This is a genomic window from Fictibacillus enclensis, assembly GCF_001457035.1.
GTDB classification, from domain to species: Bacteria; Bacillota; Bacilli; order Bacillales; family Fictibacillaceae; genus Fictibacillus_C; species Fictibacillus_C enclensis.
Window position 1 is genome coordinate 874,818 of record NZ_KQ758617.1, and the last position, 21,766, is coordinate 896,583.

Annotated in this window: 27 protein-coding genes; 20 read left to right on the plus strand and 7 right to left on the minus strand. The window is 44.1% G+C overall.

What is annotated here, in order from left to right; translation table 11 throughout:
- Positions 1-24 precede the first annotated feature (24 nt).
- Positions 25-876: a YitT family protein gene (locus AS030_RS04615; protein ID WP_061968916.1), complete on the plus strand. Its 852-nt coding sequence runs from the start codon at positions 25-27 to the stop codon at positions 874-876.
- 199 nt (positions 877-1,075) lie between these two features.
- On the opposite strand, the gene AS030_RS04620 is transcribed toward AS030_RS04615, so the two are convergent.
- Both AS030_RS04620 and AS030_RS04625 read right to left on the minus strand, forming a co-directional pair.
- Positions 1,076-1,333: a NifU N-terminal domain-containing protein gene (locus AS030_RS04620; protein ID WP_061968919.1), complete on the minus strand. Its 258-nt coding sequence runs from the start codon at positions 1,331-1,333 to the stop codon at positions 1,076-1,078.
- A 33-nt stretch (positions 1,334-1,366) separates the two neighbouring features.
- Entirely contained in the window at positions 1,367-1,819 is a 453-nt protein-coding gene (locus AS030_RS04625; RefSeq protein WP_061968921.1) for a GNAT family N-acetyltransferase, read from the minus strand.
- A gap of 125 nt (positions 1,820-1,944) precedes the next feature.
- Here AS030_RS04625 and AS030_RS04630 point away from each other — a divergent pair, with 125 nt between their 5' ends.
- Positions 1,945-2,553 (plus strand): SGNH/GDSL hydrolase family protein, encoded by a 609-nt coding sequence (locus tag AS030_RS04630; RefSeq protein ID WP_061968923.1) that lies wholly within the window; start codon positions 1,945-1,947, stop codon positions 2,551-2,553.
- Between the two features lie 23 nt (positions 2,554-2,576).
- Here AS030_RS04630 and AS030_RS04635 read toward each other — a convergent pair whose 3' ends face one another.
- The 3 genes from AS030_RS04635 to AS030_RS04640 form a co-directional block, all read right to left on the minus strand.
- Entirely contained in the window at positions 2,577-2,843 is a 267-nt protein-coding gene (locus tag AS030_RS04635; RefSeq protein ID WP_061968924.1) for a DUF3813 domain-containing protein, read from the minus strand.
- Positions 2,844-2,987, minus strand: a complete 144-nt coding sequence (locus AS030_RS23470) for a hypothetical protein (RefSeq protein ID WP_156412555.1) — start codon at positions 2,985-2,987, stop codon at positions 2,844-2,846.
- A 115-nt stretch (positions 2,988-3,102) separates the two neighbouring features.
- Complete coding sequence (locus AS030_RS04640) at positions 3,103-3,918, minus strand: Cof-type HAD-IIB family hydrolase (RefSeq protein WP_061968925.1); 816 nt, start codon at positions 3,916-3,918, stop codon at positions 3,103-3,105.
- A gap of 141 nt (positions 3,919-4,059) precedes the next feature.
- Between AS030_RS04640 and AS030_RS04645 the strand changes: the two genes are divergently transcribed.
- The 16 genes from AS030_RS04645 (at position 4,060) to AS030_RS04720 (ending at position 18,383) form a co-directional block, all read left to right on the plus strand.
- Positions 4,060-4,329, plus strand: coding sequence for a hypothetical protein (locus AS030_RS04645; protein WP_061968926.1), 270 nt, complete (start codon positions 4,060-4,062; stop codon positions 4,327-4,329).
- 118 nt (positions 4,330-4,447) lie between these two features.
- Complete coding sequence (locus AS030_RS04650; protein WP_061968927.1) at positions 4,448-5,212, plus strand: alpha/beta fold hydrolase; 765 nt, start codon at positions 4,448-4,450, stop codon at positions 5,210-5,212.
- A 30-nt stretch (positions 5,213-5,242) separates the two neighbouring features.
- Positions 5,243-6,523 carry a molybdopterin molybdotransferase MoeA gene (locus AS030_RS04655; protein WP_061968928.1) on the plus strand — a complete coding sequence of 427 codons (1,281 nt, stop codon included), beginning with the start codon at positions 5,243-5,245 and terminating at the stop codon, positions 6,521-6,523.
- Entirely contained in the window at positions 6,493-7,014 is a 522-nt protein-coding gene (gene mobB / locus AS030_RS04660; RefSeq protein ID WP_061968929.1) for a molybdopterin-guanine dinucleotide biosynthesis protein B, read from the plus strand. Before AS030_RS04655 ends, mobB begins: the two co-directional genes overlap by 31 nt.
- Entirely contained in the window at positions 7,011-7,478 is a 468-nt protein-coding gene (locus tag AS030_RS04665) for a molybdenum cofactor biosynthesis protein MoaE (RefSeq protein WP_061968931.1), read from the plus strand. Before mobB ends, AS030_RS04665 begins: the two co-directional genes overlap by 4 nt.
- Positions 7,475-7,711 (plus strand): MoaD/ThiS family protein, encoded by a 237-nt coding sequence (locus tag AS030_RS04670; protein WP_061968934.1) that lies wholly within the window; start codon positions 7,475-7,477, stop codon positions 7,709-7,711. The genes AS030_RS04665 and AS030_RS04670 overlap by 4 nt, the downstream gene beginning before the upstream one ends.
- 196 nt (positions 7,712-7,907) lie before the next feature.
- Positions 7,908-8,216 (plus strand): hypothetical protein, encoded by a 309-nt coding sequence (locus AS030_RS04675; protein ID WP_061968936.1) that lies wholly within the window; start codon positions 7,908-7,910, stop codon positions 8,214-8,216.
- Positions 8,217-8,231: 15 nt separating this feature from the next.
- Complete coding sequence (gene argC, locus AS030_RS04680; protein ID WP_338082300.1) at positions 8,232-9,278, plus strand: N-acetyl-gamma-glutamyl-phosphate reductase; 1,047 nt, start codon at positions 8,232-8,234, stop codon at positions 9,276-9,278.
- Between the two features lie 16 nt (positions 9,279-9,294).
- Positions 9,295-10,521 carry a bifunctional ornithine acetyltransferase/N-acetylglutamate synthase gene (gene argJ / locus AS030_RS04685; RefSeq protein WP_420889634.1) on the plus strand — a complete coding sequence of 409 codons (1,227 nt, stop codon included), beginning with the start codon at positions 9,295-9,297 and terminating at the stop codon, positions 10,519-10,521.
- 13 nt (positions 10,522-10,534) lie between these two features.
- Positions 10,535-11,284: an acetylglutamate kinase gene (argB, locus tag AS030_RS04690; RefSeq protein WP_061968941.1), complete on the plus strand. Its 750-nt coding sequence runs from the start codon at positions 10,535-10,537 to the stop codon at positions 11,282-11,284.
- Positions 11,281-12,435: an acetylornithine transaminase gene (locus AS030_RS04695; RefSeq protein WP_061968943.1), complete on the plus strand. Its 1,155-nt coding sequence runs from the start codon at positions 11,281-11,283 to the stop codon at positions 12,433-12,435. Before argB ends, AS030_RS04695 begins: the two co-directional genes overlap by 4 nt.
- Before the next feature lie 71 nt (positions 12,436-12,506).
- Positions 12,507-13,586: a carbamoyl phosphate synthase small subunit gene (locus AS030_RS04700; RefSeq protein ID WP_061968945.1), complete on the plus strand. Its 1,080-nt coding sequence runs from the start codon at positions 12,507-12,509 to the stop codon at positions 13,584-13,586.
- Entirely contained in the window at positions 13,579-16,722 is a 3,144-nt protein-coding gene (gene carB / locus AS030_RS04705; RefSeq protein WP_061968947.1) for a carbamoyl-phosphate synthase (glutamine-hydrolyzing) large subunit, read from the plus strand. The genes AS030_RS04700 and carB overlap by 8 nt, the downstream gene beginning before the upstream one ends.
- Positions 16,719-17,663: an ornithine carbamoyltransferase gene (argF, locus tag AS030_RS04710; protein ID WP_061968949.1), complete on the plus strand. Its 945-nt coding sequence runs from the start codon at positions 16,719-16,721 to the stop codon at positions 17,661-17,663. The genes carB and argF overlap by 4 nt, the downstream gene beginning before the upstream one ends.
- 55 nt (positions 17,664-17,718) lie before the next feature.
- Entirely contained in the window at positions 17,719-18,114 is a 396-nt protein-coding gene (locus AS030_RS04715; RefSeq protein WP_061968951.1) for a hypothetical protein, read from the plus strand.
- 89 nt (positions 18,115-18,203) lie between these two features.
- Positions 18,204-18,383: a YjzC family protein gene (locus AS030_RS04720; RefSeq protein WP_061968954.1), complete on the plus strand. Its 180-nt coding sequence runs from the start codon at positions 18,204-18,206 to the stop codon at positions 18,381-18,383.
- A 23-nt stretch (positions 18,384-18,406) separates the two neighbouring features.
- Here AS030_RS04720 and AS030_RS04725 read toward each other — a convergent pair whose 3' ends face one another.
- Positions 18,407-19,579, minus strand: coding sequence for a M20 family metallopeptidase (locus tag AS030_RS04725; RefSeq protein WP_061968956.1), 1,173 nt, complete (start codon positions 19,577-19,579; stop codon positions 18,407-18,409).
- Positions 19,580-19,640: 61 nt separating this feature from the next.
- The gene (locus AS030_RS04730) at positions 19,641-19,832 is read right to left on the minus strand and encodes a YjzD family protein (protein WP_061968958.1); all 192 of its coding nucleotides are present in this window, start codon (positions 19,830-19,832) and stop codon (positions 19,641-19,643) included.
- A 171-nt stretch (positions 19,833-20,003) separates the two neighbouring features.
- On the opposite strand from AS030_RS04730, the gene AS030_RS04735 reads away from it, so the two are divergent.
- On the plus strand, positions 20,004-20,744 hold the full coding sequence (locus AS030_RS04735) for a hypothetical protein (RefSeq protein WP_061968961.1): 741 nt from the start codon (positions 20,004-20,006) through the stop codon (positions 20,742-20,744).
- Between the two features lie 99 nt (positions 20,745-20,843).
- Positions 20,844-21,740, plus strand: a complete 897-nt coding sequence (locus tag AS030_RS04740; protein ID WP_061968963.1) for an NAD-dependent epimerase/dehydratase family protein — start codon at positions 20,844-20,846, stop codon at positions 21,738-21,740.
- Positions 21,741-21,766 lie beyond the last annotated feature (26 nt).

Sequence of the window (21,766 nt, forward strand, 5' to 3'; positions counted from 1 at the left end):
ATATAATTTGAAAGGAAATCCTCCATGAACTACTCACCACTCCAAGAATTAAAGAAAATTATCGTCATTGTATTCGGTGCAGCGCTTAATGCGGTTGCCCTTAATTTGTTTTTAATACCGGCAAAGGTATATGCCAGTGGATTTACAGGTGTGGCTCAGCTCGTATCCTCACTCCTTATTCATTCCCCTGTACCGATTTCAACGGGTGTGCTTTTGTTTGTTTTAAATGTTCCGGTGGCTGTTATCGGTTGGATGAAGGTCGGCAAATCCTTCACCATATACAGTTTTTTCTGCGTCTTTATGATGTCTTTTTTTCTGGAAATCATACCCGTAGCTGAAATATCGGAAGACATCCTCCTTAATGCCGTATTTGGAGGAGTAATCGCAGCGGTCGGGGTAGGCTTCACGCTGAAATATGGTGCCTCAACAGGAGGACTGGACATTGTGGCCATGATTTTGTCACGCAAGCACAATCGTCCCATCGGCACTTATTTTCTGATCCTAAATGGTTCTATCATTTTGGCAGCCGGTTTGCTGTTTGGCTGGGAAAAAGCGCTTTACACCTTGGTGACTTTGTATGTGAGCACAAGGATCATCGATGCGATTCATACACGCCATGAAAAATTGACGGCTATGATCGTGACGAAAAAAGGGAGCGAACTGAAAGAAGCCATTCACTCCAAGCTGGTTAGGGGTATTACCATCGTCCCGGCAAAAGGGGCCTTCTCCAATGAAAATAAAGAGATGCTCATCATCGTCGTTACCCGCTACGAACTTTACGATTTAGAAAATATCCTAAAAGAAGTCGATCCAAATGCCTTTACCAACATTGTCAATACTACAGGAATCTTTGGGTTGTTCCGAAGAGATGATTAAAAGGAAGGTCTGTTTGCAAAACTTGGTGCACTCGAAAGTTAGTTGATTTCCGTTCCAGGATGTCTTGTTTTACCGGCGCAAACGCCTACCTGGTCTCACCTGTCACGCATATCCCGCAGGACAAATGCTCGTGAAGAAATCTGTTTCCAAAAGCCAATGAAAAAGCGGACTTTCACATGAAAGTCCGCTTTTGCTTGTCTTATAATGTTTCGAGTACTTCTTTAATATGGGGAACAAGTGTCTCCCAGTCAGCTTCCGCAAATTTGTTAACGGTCAAAAAATCCTGAAATCCAAAAATGGACTCAACTCCATCAATGGCAAGAAGGGATGCTGCAAGGGGAGAATCAGAGTTATCTCCGGCACGTGCTGACAATCGTCCTTCTAAAAAGGGCTGGCTGGCAGAGAATTTCAATGCATTTGGATTGGGTGTTGGTTCGATGGCGAATTCAAGAGCCATGTGATCATCTCCTGTTCAGTTAAAAGATAAAAGTTAAAAGTTAAATCGATAACGCTGTGAAATGATGTCGTGAAAATCAAGTGAATTATAAAGGTGCTTTGTGACAGAATTGTTAATCCCGGTTTCCAGTTCTATGGATTTGATCCCTTCCCGTTCTGCCCAGTGTATCAAATGAAGCAGAATCTTACGAGCAATCCCTTTATTTCTGGCATCTTCACGGACAAAAAGTTCGTTCAGCCACAGGTACGGCCCGCCAAGAGGAAGGCTGATTCCTATGTTGTAAAAGGCAACGCCGAGGACTTCTCCGTCTTCTTCAGCAATGATGACTCCCGAATTAGACTCTTCTTTAATTGCAAGGGAAATGCCGGTTAATACTTTCTCATAGCTTCCATCGTCTTCGGATCGTGTTCTTTGTTGAGAGATCAGATCCGCAATTTTCTTCGTAACCTCATCAGAAGCAGTAGCTGGTACTTCATAGACAAACATCGAGTTCCTCCATGCAAATAAGTTTTGTAGCTACATTATAACAAAATATTCTGCTTACGACTGTGAGCAAATGAAATTTACAAGCGAATACTTATGAGGAGTACGAAAGAGCAGGAGGAAAGCTCATGAAAACATTAGTATGTTTTGGAGACAGCATTACAGCTCACGAAATTAATGATGATGATTCACTGAGACTGACCTCGCGAGTCCGTCTGTCGTTTAATAAGTGGAATGTTATTAACGCAGGTGTACCAGCTGAGACAACGAGGTTGGCCTTAACCCGATTTCAGGAAGATGTGCTGAGGCATGAACCTGATTTGGTTACGATTCTTTTTGGAGCAAATGATGCAAGCGTACACCGTTTGATTGATGTGGAAGAATATAAGAACAATTTAGTTTATATGATCGAAAAGCTTGGACCGTCAAAAGTAATTTTGATATCGCCATCGCCGGTGAATGAGAATCAACAGCATGCCAGAACGAATGAGCGTACGCAACAATATGCGAAAGCTGTAAAAGAACTGGCTGAAACATATAATACTCATTTTATCGATTTATGGACAGAAATGTCTGGCCGGAACTATAAGCAAATGCTGGTCAATGATGGTCTTCACTTTAATAAAAAAGGCTATAAGCTGTTAGCAGGTCTGGTCATTCAAAAAATAGAAAAATTAAAGAAAGCCAAGAAAACAAAAAAAGGCTTTGCCGCAATGGCTAAAATACAAAAAGGCTGAGAGAGGACCTCTCAGCCTTATTTTTATAGATTTTGCTGGCTGTTGTTCTTTGTCTGATCCAGTTCTTCCTGAAGTTCAGCCAACTGCTGGCGTTCAGCATCGGAGGAATCTGCCATTGCAGATGAAATGATGTTTTCCGCTACTGAAATATCTTCATTGTTGAAATCGTTGGATTGGGCACTCAATTGCTCGTGTTGAGGATTATTCTGATGTTGATGCTCATGCTCCTCATGTTTGCCAACGAGGTTGGAAACAGCTTCTTTTGCCCGCTGAAAAATATTGTTTCCCATTTAATTACCTCCCAACGTTATATTTTTCTGCACCTCTTGTTGTGTTTCTTTGATTTCTTCATTCAGGTGCTGCTCTGCATTTACATGCTTGACTGCGTCTGCCCCTTGCTGCACCGCCCGTTTTGATTTGCTGTGTTTGCTCATGGTGATGACCTCCTCAAAGGGTTTAGTATAGTTTTTGCAGCTACTTGAGTTTTATGTAGAAAAGGAAACATTCCAAAAATAAACACCCCTGCTTTTTGCCGGGGTGTTTAGCGTATTACATATTCAGCTCAAGGACTTCCTCCAAATACAGAGCAATTCCGTCTTCTTCATTGCTTTTAGTCACATAATTTGCGATGTTTTTTAGTTCGGAAATGGCGTTGCCCATGGCAATTCCATGACCGGCATATTCGATCATCTCCAGATCATTATCTTCGTCTCCAAAGGCGATGGTTCTTTCTTTGGGGATATTGTAATAAGCCGATATTTTTTGTAAACCAACTGCTTTATTTAGTCCTGAACGAATGACTTCAATAATATTCCAGGGAGCCGCCCATACACGCTGATCAATCACCTCGGCGTGTTCTTTTTTAAGCTGATCCCGCAATTCGTTTACATGGTGATCATGAGGATGAATCAACAGGGATGTTGGATCATCATTAAGTCTTTTGTTAAGATCGCCTGTTTGGGCCGGATTTTCACCCATAATGAACGTATCGACGATAACCTGGTCTTCCTTATGAAGATATACATCATCCAGCACTTCTGCCATTATATTTTTTACAAGGAAATCCTCTGCCGTTTTTATCACCTTTTTTGCCTGTGACAATTCCAATGGAGAGTGATATACACCAAACGATGGATCATGAGGGTGATGAACAAATGCTCCGTTAAAATTAACGATCGGCGTATTAAGCCCAAGCTCCTCATAATATTCCGTGCTTGCACGGTAAGGGCGGCCGGTCGATATACAAACAACATGCCCTTCCTGCTTCGCCTTCAGAACAGCATTTTTTGTACGCTGTGAAATGACTTTATTGTCGTTCAATAATGTGCCATCAAGATCAAGTGCAATTAAATACGGTTTCTTCATTAGGGTTCCTGCCTTTTCATCAATTTCAAATTAAGTGTAATGGTTTCCCATGTCACTGTCCAATATAAGCCCAATATTAGGAAGTTTTATGCAGACTGTGTGAGGGTAATGCTAACTATATATACGAGGAGGAGATTTTCCATGAAGAAAAAATACTTATTGCTCTCAGGCTTTGCAATTTCAGCTGCAGGAGTCACTTCCTACCTGTTAAGAAAAGGATCAAACCGCACCATGGCCAAAATGATGGCCAATGAGGTAATAGAAAAAATAATACCATTTATGAAAAAAGATGACGATACGAATTTACCTGTGAAAAAAGCAGGTCATCCTGATCCTTATGATTACGAGGATACAAAAATGGTTGGAGAGGGAAGCATGTATCCCGTGAATTATTACAATAAAAAACAGTAACAATGAAAATAATAAATGGACTCAACATTTCGATGAACCCGTGAAAACGGGTTTTTTTATCGGCAAATTTCATTTAACTTGTTATGATATAAAAAGAATAACGAAGAAGGAGAAAAATATGGTAAACATTGAATCGCGTTCTATAAAATCCATTCCTGTGCTTCATGCTTTTGATGAAAAGAAGCAGGGCGATAAACTTCCATTCATGATTTTCATACACGGATTTACAAGTGCAAAGGAGCATAATCTTCATTTCGCCTATTCGCTTGCAGAAAAGGGATACAGAGTGATTCTTCCAGATATGCTGCATCATGGAGACCGGATGAGTGATGTTTCCGCAGACAGGCGAATGTATTCCTTTTGGGATATCGTGATTCAGGGAATTCAAGATGTGAATACCCTGGTTAAAGCGCTGGATGAAGAAGGACTGATTTATCCTGAAAGAGTCGGCCTTTCCGGGACTTCCATGGGCGGGATTATAACCTTTGGCGCCTTGTCGCAATATCCGTTTATTAAAACAGCGGTTACGCTTATGGCAACACCGGGATATGAAGCATTTGCCTATTGGCAGATTGAAAAAATGAAGCAGCTTGAAGTCTCGCTTCCCTATTCCCAGGAAGCGCTGGCGAAGATCATGTCAATTATCAAGCCCTTTGATTTGACAACAAACATGAAGAAACTGGATAACCGTCCGCTGCTTTTATGGCACAGTAAAGTCGACCAGGTGGTTCCCTATAGCCAGAGCCATGAATTTTACCAAAAAGCAAAACCGCTCTATAAAAATCCTGAAAACATTCAGTACATATCTGATGAAACATCGGGCCATAAAGTATCCAGGACGGCTTATCTCGAAGCGGTGAAGTGGTTCATCAAACATCTATAATACTCAAACAACTAAAAAGAGGTGATCAGCATGCCGATTGAAAAACGGGAAATCATTCAGGTCTGGGATGCCGTAAAAAAAGTCTTGAAGTATCAGCTAAAACTTCCATTAGAATCGGTCACCCTTGAGGAAAGTGATGGCCGCTACCTTGGTGAAAACGTTTTGGCCACGCATGATGTTCCGCCTTTTGACCGGTCTCCGTATGATGGCTTTGCCATCCGGGCAGAAGACACAGCCGGAGCATCCAGGGATGAGCCTGTGGAGCTGAATGTGATCGATTCCATTGGCGCCGGCCATGTTTCCGAAAAAGAAATAAAACAGAACGAGGCAGTCAGAATTATGACCGGTGCCGCCATTCCAAAGGGTGCAAATGCGGTCATCATGCTTGAACTGGTGTCGGAAAAAGAAAATAACATCATTTCGATTTCACGGAAAGTCGAGGCAGGCGATAATATTTCCGTACAGGGAGAGGACACACCTGAAGGAACAACGATCCTAAAAAAAGGCACCCGTATCCATGCGGGTGTAACTGCAGTTCTTGCGACGTTCGGATATCATACGGTCAAGGTTTTTAAAAAGCCGGTTGTGGGAATTCTGGCCACAGGTACGGAGCTTTTGGACGTTGACGAAGACCTGGTTCCGGGTAAAATCAGAAATAGCAACGCGTACATGATTGCTTCGCAGATCAAAAAAATGGGCGGAGAACCGCAAATTCTTGGGAAATTGCCGGATGACTTTGATGAAACGTATGCGGGCATCCTGAAAGCGATGGAAAAAACAGACCTGGTCATCACAACAGGGGGGGTCTCCGTCGGGGATTTTGATCATTTGCCTGCCATTTATAAAAAAATGGGAGCAGATCTTCTTTTTAATAAAATCGCAATGAGGCCTGGAAGTGTGACCTCTGCGGCAGTATTTGAAGGAAAGCTGTTGTTCGGCCTTTCGGGAAACCCATCGGCTTGCTTTGTAGGCTGTGAATTGTTCGTAAGGCCATATCTGCTGGGTTCCTTAAATGCCCAAAAGGTCCACCTGGGTGCTGTCACGTCTATTCTCCAAAAGGATTATCCAAAACCCAATCCTTTTACACGATTTGTCAGGGGCAGGGTGGAATGGAACGCAACTGCAGCGGCTGCTTCACCTGTCGGGCTGGACAAGTCCGGGTCTGTATCCTCCCTGTCAGAGGCAAATGCTTTGATCGTTCTTCCAGGAGGGACAAGAGGCTGGGAAAAAGGATCACAGGTGATGACTCTTTTGTTGGATGGAGAAGGAAGTGTCTGGCCATGGGATCAAGCATTAAAATCCAGATCGTAGGATATAAAAACAGCGGAAAAACGACACTGATTGCAGACCTGCTGCAAGCAGCTGCTGCAGACGGCCTTCGGGCAGGAACCTTAAAGCATCATGGCCATGGCGGGAAGATCGCATTTCAGGATGAAAACAGTGATACAGGAATCCACCGCAGCTCAGGAGCCATTGTTTCTGGAGTGCAGGGGGAAGATACGTTTCAGCTTTGCCTGGACCAACCAGTATCATTCTCTGGGCTGGTTCGTTTATATGAGCCGCTTGAACTTGATCTCCTGCTGATTGAAGGGTTTAAGGAAGAACAGCTTCCTCGCGTAGTTTTATTAAAACATGATGGAGATGTACAGCTGCTCCTAAGCAGTACACATGTCCTGTTGGTTATCATCTGGCCATCGGTATCAGCAGAGCTGATTCCACGGGTGTATCCTGTTTACAGGCTGAATGAAAAAGAACAATATATCGATTTTCTGAAGGATTGGATGAAAGGGATGAGCACATGAAACCATTTGAAATAACAAAAGACCCCATTTCTGTTCAGGAAGTCATTGATAAGGTCATCCATCCGGATGCAGGTGCGGTGAATAGCTTCATAGGTACCGTACGGGAAATGACAAAGGGGAAGAGAACCACCTATTTGAAATATGAAGCATATATTCCGATGGCGGAAAAGCAGTTAAGAAAAATTGGTGAAGAAATTGCCGCTGAATGGACGGATGCGAAATGCGCCATCACTCACCGGATTGGTGAACTTGGGATTTCAGAGATTGCTGTTGTGATCGCTGTCTCCACTCCCCATCGCGCGCATTCATTTGAAGCGTGCCGGTATGCGATAGAACGGATTAAAGAAATCGTCCCAATCTGGAAGAAAGAGCACTGGGAAGACGGGAGCATGTGGGTTGGGGATCAGCTGGAAACCACTTCCTATCCAAAAGGCCGCCCGGAAAGCGAGGGAAAAAACAAATGATAAAAGTATTGCTGTTTGCCGGCATGCAAGAGCGTGCAGGGAAAAGCGAAATTCAACTGGACGAACCGCATCTTCTTGTTTCGGAAATTAAAAGAAAGCTGGAAAATCAATATGATTTTCCGCAAATGTTTACAGGCTGTCTTTCCGCAGTCAATGAAGAGTTTGCTGAAGATGATACGGAAGTTCGTTCAGGAGATGTTGTCGCTTTTATTCCGCCTGTCAGCGGAGGATAAAAAACCGGGGCTTTGATCCCGTTCTTCTGAACATGAAAAGCATAAAAGAGTCCCGTTTACGTGGACTCCATTTAAGAAGCCCTCTAGACAATAGACGGGCTTTTTACATTGGCTGCAGTTTCCCACTAATTCTTTCACCGTTATTCCTCCTTTGGCTGTTTAATAACATTTACTCTTTTTTTAGGGGGCTAAACTCTTGATTGACAAGTTGATTGGAGTGGAAGGTGTGAGATCCTCGAAAATGAAGTTCACATTTTCTTCGTGCGATGTAATGCTGCCGAAGCGTTCCTTGTCCTGCAGGCTCAGCACACGCCCTGCGAAAGTAGGCGCTCGCGCCGGTAAAAGCGAGCATCCTGGAACGGAAAACAACGACCCCAGCAAACATTCACTAAAGAGCTTGACTTTTAGTATAAACCCTAAAAATCACCGTATAAATCAAAAAAATATAAAAATTTATAAATATACAGTTGAATTTATCTTTATACATACATATAATGATAAATAAATCAAAAACATTGAGGTGGAGTCGTTGAAAGTCGGTATTGTAGGAGCTACGGGCTTTGGTGGACTGGAACTTATCCGCCTGCTGAAGCAGCATCCTGAAGTAAATGAGTTTATCTTGTATTCGTCCAGCAAAAAAGATGAACATATACAGTCGGTTTATCCCCATCTTAACGGATTGGCTGAAGGTGCACTGAAGGCGATCGATCATGAAAAAATGCCGGAACAGGTTGATTTCTTGTTCAGTTCTGCGCCAACGGGTGTATCTGCGAGCCTCTTGCCTCCATTGCTTGAAAAGGGGATGAGGATTATTGATTTGGCGGGAGATTACCGTCTTAAGAAACAAGGAGTATATGAGCGGTGGTATAAAAAAGAACCGCCCGAGCGAAAGTGGGTGGAAAAAGCGGTATACGGAATGCCGGAATACAATAGGGAAAACATCAAATCGGCCCAGTTGATTGCCAATCCGGGTTGTTATCCAACGGCAGCGCTGCTTGGATTGCTGCCGCTTGTTACTAAGAGTTTAATAGATACAAAGTCGATCATCATTGATGCCAAGTCAGGCATTTCCGGAGCAGGTGCAGTTCCTTCTTCTGCGGCACATTTTCCGATTGCCAATGATAATCTTCAAATTTATAAGGTGAACCGGCACCAGCATATTCCTGAGATTGAACAAATGCTTCATCACTATTCCGTAACAAAGGATCCCATAACCTTTAATACCCATCTGGTTCCGATGACCCGGGGAATCATGAACACCATGTATGCCACGGTAGATGAGGGAACGACGGAACGGGAGATTGAGGAAACATTTTCTGAATTTGCCGAGCAGCATCCATTTATCAGACTTTCGCCACAGGGAACATTCCCTTGCACAAAGCAGGTGTTTGGCAGCAATTATTGTGATATTGGCTGGTCATTCGATAAACGGACAAATCGGATCACAACGGTCGCTGTCATCGATAACCTAATGAAGGGTGCAGCGGGTCAGGCTGTACAAAATTTCAACCTAATGAACGGGTTCCCGGAAAATACAGGATTACAAGCAAGTCCGTTGTTCCCATAATGAGAGGAGAGTTGATGTGGCTTCAATCGTATCAACCTTAAAAAAAGTGACAGGATCAAATATTACCTTGCCGAAAGGATTCTCTGCGGCGGGAATCAACTGCGGCATCAAATACAAGAAAAAAGATTTAGGCATCATTCTGAGTGAAAAACCGGCCGCCGCAGCCGCAGTTTATACGACCAATAAAATCAAAGCAGCACCGCTTGCAGTAACAAAAGAAAGTATTGAAACCGAAGGAATCTTGCAGGCTGTGATCGTCAACTCAGGCAATGCCAATGCGTTTACCGGCACTCAGGGAACCCTCGATGCCTATGCCATGCGAAGCCAGGTCAGCGAAGTGTTTGGCTTGAGCGAGCATTATGTAGGAGTGGCTTCAACAGGAATCATAGGTGAAACCATGCCTATTGATACCATTCTTGAAGGGATTGGAAAGCTTCATCCTCAATCCAGACTAGAGAACGCCCTTGAATTCAGCCAGGCGATTTTAACAACAGATACTAATACAAAAAATGCATGCTATTCCTTCCAGGTTGGAGAAAAAGAAGTAGTGCTGGCCGGAACAGCCAAAGGCTCAGGGATGATTCATCCCAATATGGCAACCATGCTTTCGTTTATGACCACAGATGCCAACATCTCATCCGAGAACCTTCACTATGCCCTAAGAAAAGTAACGGATCTAAGCTTTAACTGTATTACAGTGGATGGGGAAACTTCTACAAATGATATGGTCCTCGTCATGGCAAACGGATGCGCCGGAAATGAAGAGCTGACGCCACAGCATCCGGATTGGGGAACGTTTTTGCAGGCTTTGACCCTCACTTCTACCGATTTGGCAAAGAGTATAGCCAGAGACGGTGAAGGGGCAACCAAATTAATTGAAGTAACGGTAGATGGAGCTGCCAGCGATGAGGAAGCGCGGATTGCGGCAAAATCCATCGTGGGTTCACCACTTGTAAAAACCGCGGTTTTCGGTTGTGATCCTAACTGGGGAAGGATTGTAGCGGTCCTTGGTTATGCCAATGTTGAAATTGTTCCAGAACAGATTGATTTGTCGATCGGTGATTTTCCAGTTTTGTTATCCAGCGGAATTTTACCATTTGATGAAGAAGGTATCTCTTCCTACTTGAGCAGCAGTGACATTTCTATCACCGTGAACCTTCATGCTGGAAATGGAAAGGGTAAAGCGTGGGGATGTGATTTAACGTATGACTATATCCAAATCAATTCAAGCTACACAACGTGAGGGGGAGAAGGTATTGGATCAAATCGTAATCATCAAATGTGGCGGCAGTGTTCTGAAATCTCTCCAGCCTTCATTTTTTCAGCGGCTAAAGGAAATGGAGGAAGAAGGCAAGAAAATTATTCTGGTTCACGGCGGCGGGCCGGATATCACCAAATACATGACCGCCTTGTCCATTCCTGTTCAATTTATTGACGGAGTAAGACGCACGTCCGGGCAGGCCGCTGAAACGGCTGAAATGGTGCTCGCCGGACAGCTTAATCCTTGGTTTGTGTACCAGTTGAACCAGCTCGGACTGAAGGCCATTGGGTTAAATGGAAACGATGGAGCATTATTGGAATGTGATTATTTAAAGAAAGAACAATGGGGCCATGTGGGCAAGGTCGTATCCGTAAACAAGGGAACGCTGACACAGCTCATGAGTGCAGGCTTTATACCGGTCATTGCTTCGGTGTCCAGAAATTTAATCGGTGATATTTTGAACCTGAATGCCGATACGGTAGCCTTTGAAATCGCTTCGGCCATGGAGGCAGAGTCCTTGATTTTCGTGACGGATGTTGACGGGATTCTTGCAGAAGGCAAGACCGTTGAAAAAGCAACCACATCTTCCATCCGGAAGCTGATCGAGACCGGTATTATAACAGGCGGAATGATACCAAAAGTTGAAGCAGCATTGAATTGCCTACAGTCCAAAATAAAAGAAATTCAAATTGTCGGCAAAGAGCTAAATGGTACGTTGATTGTCAAAGAGGAGGTTTTCTCATGAGCGCGTTGTTTTCTAACTATGGAAGATGGAACCTGGAAATTGATAAGGGCAATGGCTGCCAGGTGACCGATACACAAGGAAAAACATATCTGGATTTTACAAGCGGAATCGGGGTTTGCAATTTGGGTCATGTTCATCCAGCAGTAACAGAAGCAGTTACTGATCAGTTGAACAAACTTTGGCATACATCCAACCTGTTTCAATCATCTCTGCAGGAGCAAACGGCACAGCTGCTCACCGCACCCACTCATCTAAGCAGAGTCCTTTTTTGTAACAGCGGGGCAGAGGCGAATGAAGGAGCCATTAAATTGGCCAGAAAATATACAGGAAAAACAAAAATCATCACCTGCCTTCATTCCTTTCACGGCAGAACATATGGTTCTATGTCAGCCACCGGACAGGAGAAAATCAAGGTGGGCTTTGGACCCATGGTGGAAGGGTTTGAACACATTCCGTTTAATGATTCAAACGCACTCGAACAGGCAGCAGATGCCAATACGGCAGCGATAATGATCGAGGTTGTGCAGGGAGAAGGCGGGGTCAACCCGGGAATGGAGAGCTATTTAACGTTTGTCGGAGAGCTATGCAAGAAAATTGGCATTCTTCTCATCATTGATGAAGTGCAAACGGGGATCGGCAGAACAGGAAAGCCCTTTGCGTTCAGTCATTTCGGTCTTGAGCCTGATATTGTAACAGCAGCGAAGGGGCTCGGAAACGGTTTTCCTGTAGGTGCCGTTATCGCAACAGAAGAAGTAAGCAGCGCATTCGGGCCAGGAAGCCACGGCACTACGTTTGGCGGAAATCCATTGGCCATGGCAGCAGCCAGTGCAGTATTGAAAGAAGTATTTGAAACCTCGTTCTTGGAAGAAGTTCAGAAGAAAGGTGAATACCTGAAGGAAGAGCTTCAAAATAAACTATCAACCTATGATGAAGTCCAGGAAGTCAAAGGGCTTGGGCTGATGATCGGAATCCGATGCAAGGGAAAAGTATCAGATGTGATCACAGAGCTTCAGCAAAAGGGAATTCTTGTATTGTCTGCCGGAGAGCATGTTTTACGCCTCCTGCCTCCATTAACTGTATCCTATGACGAATTAAAGATGGGAATCGAAGAAATCAGCAAAGCGATAAAGAAACAAACAGTGACTGCATAAAGTCCTCTTTTTATACAATTTTATGTATAAAAATTCAATGAAATAAATGTATATGCAAAGGAGAAGAAACGATGAAAGGATATTTGCAGCTTTCCAACGGTGAAAGCTTTGAAGGACAATGGCACGGAACACCGCAGTGTACGAGCGGAGAAGTGGTGTTTTTTACAGGAATGACCGGCTATCAGGAAGTGTTGAGCGACCCTTCCTATCACGGACAAATCGTAGTGTTTGCTTATCCACTGATAGGCAACTATGGAATTAATGGAGAGGATTTTGAATCCATTGTTCCCCAGCCGGCAGGTGTGATCACGTGTGCCGCAAATGAAACAGGCCATCACTATCAGTCAATTGAACCTTTATCGGCATTGCTTAATAAGCATGGCATTCCGCTCATCAGTGATGTGGATACCCGTTCACTCATCAAGCTGATCCGTGCAGAAGGCGACATGAAGGGGGTACTGTCATCCAGCCTGCAGCATATCGAGCAGTATAAAGAAAAGAAAGGCGTGCAGGGCAAACTGGTAAAAGAGGTTTCTGTTCAGGAAGCTGAAACACATGGCAAAGGCAAATACCATATTGTTCTTCTTGACTTTGGTTATAAAAAATCCATTGTGGAGGCACTTGTAGAAAATGGATGCAAAGTAACGATTGTCCCATTTGATGAGAAAGAAGAAGTCATTCATAAATTAAAACCAGATGGCCTGCTGTTCTCCAACGGCCCTGGAAATCCGAAAGAACTCGCTCCCTACATGCCGGTATACCGAAGGCTCGCCGAACTTTATCCTTCCTTTGGTATTTGTCTCGGACATCAGCTGTTGGCACTTGCATTCGGGGGGAATACCCAAAAATTGAAATTCGGCCACAGAGGGGCAAATCATCCGGTTATTAATCTTAAAACAAACAAAGTGGCGATGAGCTCTCAGAACCATGGCTATGTCGTGGAAGAGGGAAGCCTCATTTCTACGGGTTTTCATGTTCTCTATAAAAATATTAATGATGGAAGCGTGGAAGGAATGTATCACGATACCTATCCTGTTGTGACCACCCAATTTCATCCCGAAGCGAATCCCGGACCAGAAGATCATGCCCATTTGTTTTGCAGTTTTCTTGAATTAATTCGTGAAAAGAGGAGCGAGAAGATTTATGCCTAAGCATCAAGTGATTCATAGTGTCCTGGTCATTGGATCAGGGCCAATCGTCATCGGCCAGGCCGCTGAATTTGACTATGCAGGAACCCAGGCCTGCGCTGCGCTGAAAGAAGAAGGAATTCACGTCATTCTTGTAAATAACAATCCGGCTACTATTATGACGGATGAAACGTATGCCGATAAAGTCTATTTTGAACCCATGACTGCCGAATCAGTGGCCAACATTATTAAAAAAGAAAAGCCCGATGGACTTTTGGCATCAGTGGGAGGCCAGACCGGACTCAACCTTGCCATGGAACTTCAAAAAAGCGGCGTTCTTGAAGAACATAATGTGACGCTCCTGGGAACAAATCTGGACTCCATTACTAAAGCAGAAGACCGTGAATGCTTCAGGTCACTCATGCACGAACTGAATGAGCCTGTACCGGACAGCCAAATTGTAACGACACCACAGGAAGCCATTGATTTTGCACTGGAGATCGGGTATCCGGTAATCGTGCGCCCGGCCTACACGTTGGGGGGCTTTGGCGGTGGAACTGCTCAAACGGAGGAAGAGCTGACTGTTATCATCAAAAAAGGACTTTCAGCAAGCCCCATTTCCCAGTGCCTGATTGAAAAAAGCATTGCAGGCTACAAAGAGATCGAATATGAGGTGGTCAGGGATGCCAATGATACATGCATAACGATTTGCAACATGGAAAACATTGATCCGGTTGGCATACATACCGGGGATTCTCTTGTGGTGGCGCCAAGCCAGACGATGACAGATCAGGAATACCATATGCTGCGTTCATCAGCGATAAAAATCATCCGCGCACTCGGAATTATTGGCGGATGTAATATCCAGTTTGCCCTGGATCCTGAAAGCAAGCAATACTATCTGATTGAGGTTAACCCGCGCCTCAGCCGATCTTCTGCTCTTGCATCAAAAGCAACAGGCTATCCAATCGCCAAGATTGCTGCCAAATTGAGCGTGGGATATCACCTTCATGAACTGAAAAATCCAGTTACCGGCACGACCTATGCAAGCTTTGAACCGGCTCTTGATTACATTACCGTTAAAATGCCGCGCTGGCCTTTTGATAAGTTCCCGGAAGCAGAAAGAAAGCTTGGAACACAAATGAAAGCAACAGGCGAAGTCATGGCAATCGAAAGAAACCTTGAAGCAGCCCTCCAAAAGGCCGTCCGCTCGCTGGAGCTGGATACAGAAGGCTTCTTCCTTAAAGAATTGACGGTTTGGGATACTCCGGAGCTGAAAAACCTTCTCATTCAAGCCGATGACCGCAGATTTTTTGCGATTATGGAGCTGCTCAACCGGGGAGTGGCAGTGGAAGAGGTACATGAGCTCACGCAGATCAATACGTTTTTTCTTTATGCATTTAAAAAACTGGTGGATCTTTATCAGGAAATCCAGTCCAGCTCTATCGCTGCTGCCGAAAAAAAGCAGATATCCGCATGGAAAAAAGCCGGATTCACTGATCAAGCTCTCGCCAAGGGGTGGAGCGTAACCGAGGAGGAGGTCAGAGAAATAAGGAAAGCGGCTGGAATTGTTCCTACCTATAAAATGGTGGATACCTGTGCTGCCGAGTTCATGGCTAACACTTCTTATTACTATTCCAGTTGGAGCGGGACAAACGACAAGACTCCGAGCTATAAGGAGAAGATCGCTGTTATCGGGTCAGGTCCGATTCGAATCGGCCAAGGTGTAGAATTCGATTACTGCTGTGTACATGGTGTCCTTGCCCTGCAAGAGGCAGGATTTGAAACTATACTGATCAATAATAATCCTGAAACAGTGAGTACGGATTTCGAAGTCGCGGATGCGCTGTACTTTGAACCGCTCTCTTTCGAAGATATTATGAACGTTTTAGAATTTGAAGGAGCACAAAAAGTGATTCTTCAGTTTGGCGGACAAACCGCGATCAACGTGGCAAAACAGCTCGAGGAAGCTGGTATTGAAGTACTGGGCTCCAAAGCGGACCTGATTGACGAAATGGAAAACCGTGAACGTTTTTATGGCTTCCTGAAAAACGTGAATATACCGCATGTTCCTGGAGAAACAGCTTTTGACTTCCAAGAGGTTCTGAATTGCGGGATGAACATTGGATATCCCGTGCTGCTTAGACCTTCCTATGTAATTGGAGGGAAAGGGATGGTCATCGTTAAGAACGAGGAAGAGCTGAAAACGTATCTCGCCCAGCATACCATCGAGTATCCGGTGCTGGTGGACCGTTACATTTCCGGTAAAGAAGCAGAGGTGGATGTTCTTTCAGATGGGACCCATGCATTTATCCCGGGAATCTTCGAGCATATTGAACCTGCAGGCGTTCATTCAGGCGACAGTACAGCGATTACTCCGCCGGTAAGTTTAGAACCCGGCATCATCGACCTTATCGTTTCTTATTCAAAGAAAATTTCGGCTTCCATGGAATTCAAAGGCGTATTCAATATTCAATTTGTCATTAATGGACCTGATGTTTTTGTGCTGGAGATCAATCCACGGGCTTCCCGTACAGCACCGATTTTTAATAAAATCTCGGGTGTGAATATCATTCAGGCTTCGGTTCATGCCATGCTGGATAAAACCCTTGTGGAACAGGGAATCCACGCCGGTCTGCATGAAAGTCATTTTACAGCAGTAAAAGCGCCTGTTTATTCCAACATAAAACTTCCAGGATTGTCACCAAAAGGAGCACCGATTATGCGTTCAACCGGGGAGGTTCTTGGAACGGGAAGAAGCGTTGAGGAGGCGGTGCAAAAAGTGCTTACTGGCACCAATCCGACAGCAAGAACGGGCGATGGCGGCCATCCTGTCAGTCTTTATGCAGATGTAAACAAGGACGTACTAACACTTAAGGAGACAAAAATCCTTCAAAGCTGGAAAAACAAAGGGGTTACCATCATTCATCCGGAGGAGCTCTCTTTTGAAGAATGGGTGTCAACCAGAGAGAACGGCATTTATTTTTCCGAAGGCAAGGATGAAGAGGCACTGGTTAGATTGAAAAAAGCCAGTCTTTCAGGAAAATACGTCTTTACTCAATGGGAAACATGCGCCTTTTATCAATATGGGCTTGTACAGGCGACGGATCAGGTTTTTCATATTAAAGAAATTCAGGAAAGAAAGGAAGTTCGACTATGAATCCAGTAATTACTCACAAAGAAACCAGTCTGAAAGGAAAGCATCTCCTTACCCTGGCAGATTGGACTTCAGAAGAAATTGAGCAGATCCTGAACTATGCTATTCAGCTGAAAAAGGAAAAGCAGCCAAAACAGCTGCTGGCAGGCAAAACACTGGGCATGATTTTCGAAAAATCATCAACGAGAACGAGAGTTTCATTTGAGGTGGGAATGCTGCAGCTCGGAGGCCATGCTCTTCATCTCAGCTCGCGAGATATTCAGATGGGAAGAGGAGAATCAATTGCGGATACGGCAAAAGTACTCTCTCGTTATCTGGATGGCATAATGATCCGAACGTTTCAACATGAAATTGTGGAAGAGCTGGCAGCGCACGCAGATATTCCTGTGATTAACGGCCTCACTGATGATTATCACCCATGCCAGGTACTTGCAGATTTAATGACCATTCTCGAATACAAAAAATCATTTGCGGGTCAAAAGCTCGCATATGTGGGAGACGGAAACAACATGGCCCACTCACTCATGATTGGCTCTGCAAAGGTAGGGCTCAACTGCACAATCATTACGCCAGAAAACTATGAACCGAAACAAGAGATTGTTCTGAAAGCCAAAGAAATTGCCCAAAAAACAGGTGCGGAAATTGTCGTTACTCACGATTTGAAGGACGGTATCTGTAATGCAGATGCAGTTTATACCGATGTTTGGGCAAGCATGGGCTGGGAAGATGAAGCCAATGAACGTATATCCGCTTTTCAGGATTATCAGGTAAACCAGGAGGTACTTGCACTAGCCAAACCAGATTATATCTTTATGCATTGCTTACCTGCACACCGCGGGGAAGAAGTGACAGCTGAAGTAATTGACGGGCCAAATTCAGTCGTTTTTGATGAAGCGGAAAACCGTCTCCATGTTCAAAAAGCACTAATGGCATCTGTCATGTAAGGGGATGAACACATTGGGGCTGGTTGAATAACATGAGTTAGTAAGGAGGTGCCCCATGTTTAACAATCAAAATCCTTATTATACTCAGCAGCATGGCCAACAGCAGCAAACAGGCTATCAACAGCAAGGCTTTCAGCAGCAAGCCTACCCCAACCCGCAAATGATAAAAAAAATGCAGAAGCTGTGCCGGAAAAATATTCAGCATTTTGTTTCAGTCACCTTGCTGGATGGCAGCATGTACGATGGATTTATCGAATTTATGGACGGTCAGAATATTTATTTTGCTTCTCCCATCGTGGACGAGGGGCAGAACAGTGAAAGAGATAACAGTGATACGGAACTGGATTACCCTTATTATGGTTTTGTACAGCCGGTCAGAAGCTATGAGATCGAACGGTTTATCATTCCTTTATCCAATCTGGGGAACGTGATGCCGGTTACGTATTACTAAAACAGAAAGACTTTTGCCAGCCGTAATGGCTGGTTTTTTTATGCCTAATTGGGCATAGTAAAATACAAAAATGTTAAAGGGGTGATCAAATGGGGCAGTCTCATCAATTCAAGCATGGACAAAAAGCGCCGAACAATGGCATTTATGTAGAAATCGGGGAAACGGGCAGCATGGTAAACGATCCAAAGGAAGTTAAGCTTAGCGCAGGCGATTCCTTTCCCGAGAATTCCAACCATAACCGGGTTTGGACCTATAAGCGCAAGCCATAAGGCAGAGAAAAAAAGGACCTGTTTCAGGCCCTTTTTTCTCTGGTTTGAAATTCTTCTTTTACATGCTGCAGGAGATGGGGATCTGTTAACAGATCATATCCGGTCAGTGCCAGCGCTTTAGCGCCGGTCAGCATGGCGTTATATCCCTGCTCCGAATTGGCAGCATCACAAAACTCGGTTGTATGCAGATTATGAGAAGCATCGGTTATTTTGATGTAAGGATGAACAGCCGGAACCACCTGGCTTACATTTCCCAGGTCAAGAGAGCCGTGGTCATTTCCAGTCTCAATTTCCTCTGCGGGAATGCCTAACGATGCAAGATTTTTTGTAAACGAATCTGACAGGGATTCATTGGTGAGCAAGTTGGCGTAGCCAAGCTCGTAATGGGTAGCTTCCCATTCACACCCTGTACTAAGTGCTGCCCCTGCGGCACAGTCCTTTACTCGGCGGACGAGATCAGGAAGCTGTTCAACGGTAGCTGCCCGTACATAAAACCGTGCCTGGGTTTTATCAGGAATAACATTGGGAACATTTCCTCCGGCTGTAATAACGCCGTGGATTCGTACATCAGGAGTCATTTGCTGCCGGAGCGCATTGACACTGTTAAACAAGGCGATCACCGCGTCGAGAGCGTTGATCCCTTCATGCGGGGAAGCAGCTGCATGCGCTGATTTTCCTTTAAAATCAAATTGCAATGCCTCCATGGCCATGCTTGAGCCGCTTCGTTCAAACGCCTTGTAAGGATGACACATCAGCGCTGCATCCACACGGTCAAAGTAGCCCTTTTCCGCCAAATGAACTTTCGCTCCCCCTGTCTCTTCTGCAGGCGTTCCGTAGACAAGAACTTTGCCACCGGTTTCCTCGATCACTGTGCTTACTGCAATTCCTGCAGCCGTACTCATGGTACCGATCAAGTTATGTCCGCATGCATGATTAATCTCGGGCAAGGCATCATATTCAGCCAGGTAGCTGATCACAGGGCCGGGTATTCCGCTGTCATAGGTTGCAATAAATGCCGTTTCCATCCCCTCAATGTTACGCTCTACTTCAAATCCAAAGTGTTCCAGGGTTTCAATAAGTTTAGCGGAGGACTTTATTTCTTCATAGCCCAGCTCGGGATGATTCCAGATGTATCGTGCAACTTCTTTAAAAAGTGGATATTGTTCATCGAGGAATGCTGTTAGTACCTCTTTCATGGTTAATAACCTCCTATATGATGAAAAAAGCCCTTCACAGAGTGTGAGGGGCTGCTTTTTATTACTCTGCCGTTTCTGCTTCAGCGGGAAGTACGGCACCAATGATGATGACAAATACAGCAAATACTACACCGAAAACAGATGCCGTAGAAAATGTTGCAGAGTCATATTTTCCGCCCTGCATCGATTCCAGTACGTAAAAAGCCATATTGCTAAGTAGTAAAGACCAGATGATTGTCCAGATATAACGCATTTTGTTCACCTCAACTTTATGTAAACGACTTCTTCTTCTGATATAGTAACAAAAAATAAAGATTTTGTCTTTAAATCTTTAAGGAAATCACCCGAGAATAGGCATTTCCCTTCTCCAGTTTCACAAATCGGACATAGTATAAGTAAGAAAATATTGGATGAGGGGAGAAAAGTGAGCATCGAAGAGAGGATTTTCAGCTTAGATGGACAATGGAATACGATACATCTTCCTGAACAGCCAAACGGTTTTGCAGTAATGATATTTGGCGATTGCAATCATTTTGTAGATCAACAGTCAAGTTTGTGGAAACAAAACAAGGACCGGTTTGAACTCATTCAAACGCTCAAGCAAAAAGGCTACACCGTATTTTATTCCAATCTATATGGAAGAAATTGGGGCAACCAGGATGCGGTAAACCTGGCAAGAAGAGTTTACCGTTATGTTATAAAATATGAAATTCTTAATCCGTCAATTCATATTTTAGCGGAGGGTATGGGTGCGCTAACCGCACTGGATTTTATCAATGACATGGAAGGATCCATCCGTTCTGCGGTTTTCCTTAATCCATGCCTGAATCTCAAAAGCCATTTTCAGCAGGAGAAAAAGAACAAATTATTTTTAAAAAGAGTTCGTAAAGAAATTAGCCAGGCCTACGGGATTAAGGAAGAAAATATGGACGAATTTTTAGAGAAAACGGTAACGCGTTTTACCTTAAAACATGAGGTGCCGGTTAAAATTTTTCATGATGCAACAGGCACTGTTTATCCATTTAAAATTCACAGCCGGCCATTTGAAGCATCCTGCCTTGAAAAGGGATATGCTGTTTCACTGACCATACAAATGGCCCGTAAAAGTCTGGGGAATTTTCAGGCTGTGCCTCGGTTTTTCAGTTTATATGAATCCATCCTGTAGCAACCTGCTGCAGGATTTTTTGTGAAAATTGATTGAGATGCATACTCAGCGGGATGAACAATACGATATAGAGAGAGAAAAAGAACGGAGGAGCATTTGATGAAACGTGCTGTTGTTACAGGAGCTGCAGGATTTATTGGCTCACATCTATGCACAAAGCTGCTGGAAGATGAGATTGAAGTGATAGGAATTGATTCGGCCCGATCCACAGAGAAGTTGGATTATATCGGCCGTCATGCAAATTTTGAACTTATCAATGAGCCCATGGAACAACTGGATTTAAAGAAAATCATTAAAAAAGCCGATACCGTCTTTCATCTCGCATGCGGTATCCATTCAAATGAAGCATGGAATGACATAGAAAATAAGGTGAAGCAGCATATCCAATCCACCAGGAGTCTGATCCAGGCAATACCTTCGAAATCAGTCAAACTCATCTATGCGTCATCCTATGATGTGTATGGAAAAAAAACAGGAAAAGTGACAGAAACCTCTACAACCAATCCTGAAACCTTATTTGGCCTCATCAAGCTGACAGAAGAAAATTATATTCGTATGGCAGCAGCAAACCATCCAGTTTCCTACGTTATTCTTCGCTTTCCCACGATATATGGTCCCTGGCAGCCATCGGAAATGACTTTTCAACAAATCATCAATGTTAACGAACAGGAACGGGACACCATGAACATTAAAAAAGATTCTATAACCGAGGACGCCATTTATGTGGACGATGCCGTGCGTGCATTATGCCTGGCAGCAGAAAAAGGAGAAAAACGGACGATTTATAATATAGGAAGCGGTACAAATGGTGAATGGAGCAAGGGGTTAAAACTTCTCTCCATAAAAGAAGAAGACTTTCCAAAGGAAAAGAGGAACATGGTGGTTGTCGGTGAAAAAGCTCAGCAGGAATTAGGGTTTCAATTGGATGTCCACATTGAAGAGGGGTTAAAAAGACAAATACAGCATACCAGGCAATGGAGAAAGAATGAAGGGTGAAAAAGGGAAATTTTGTTTCCCTTTTT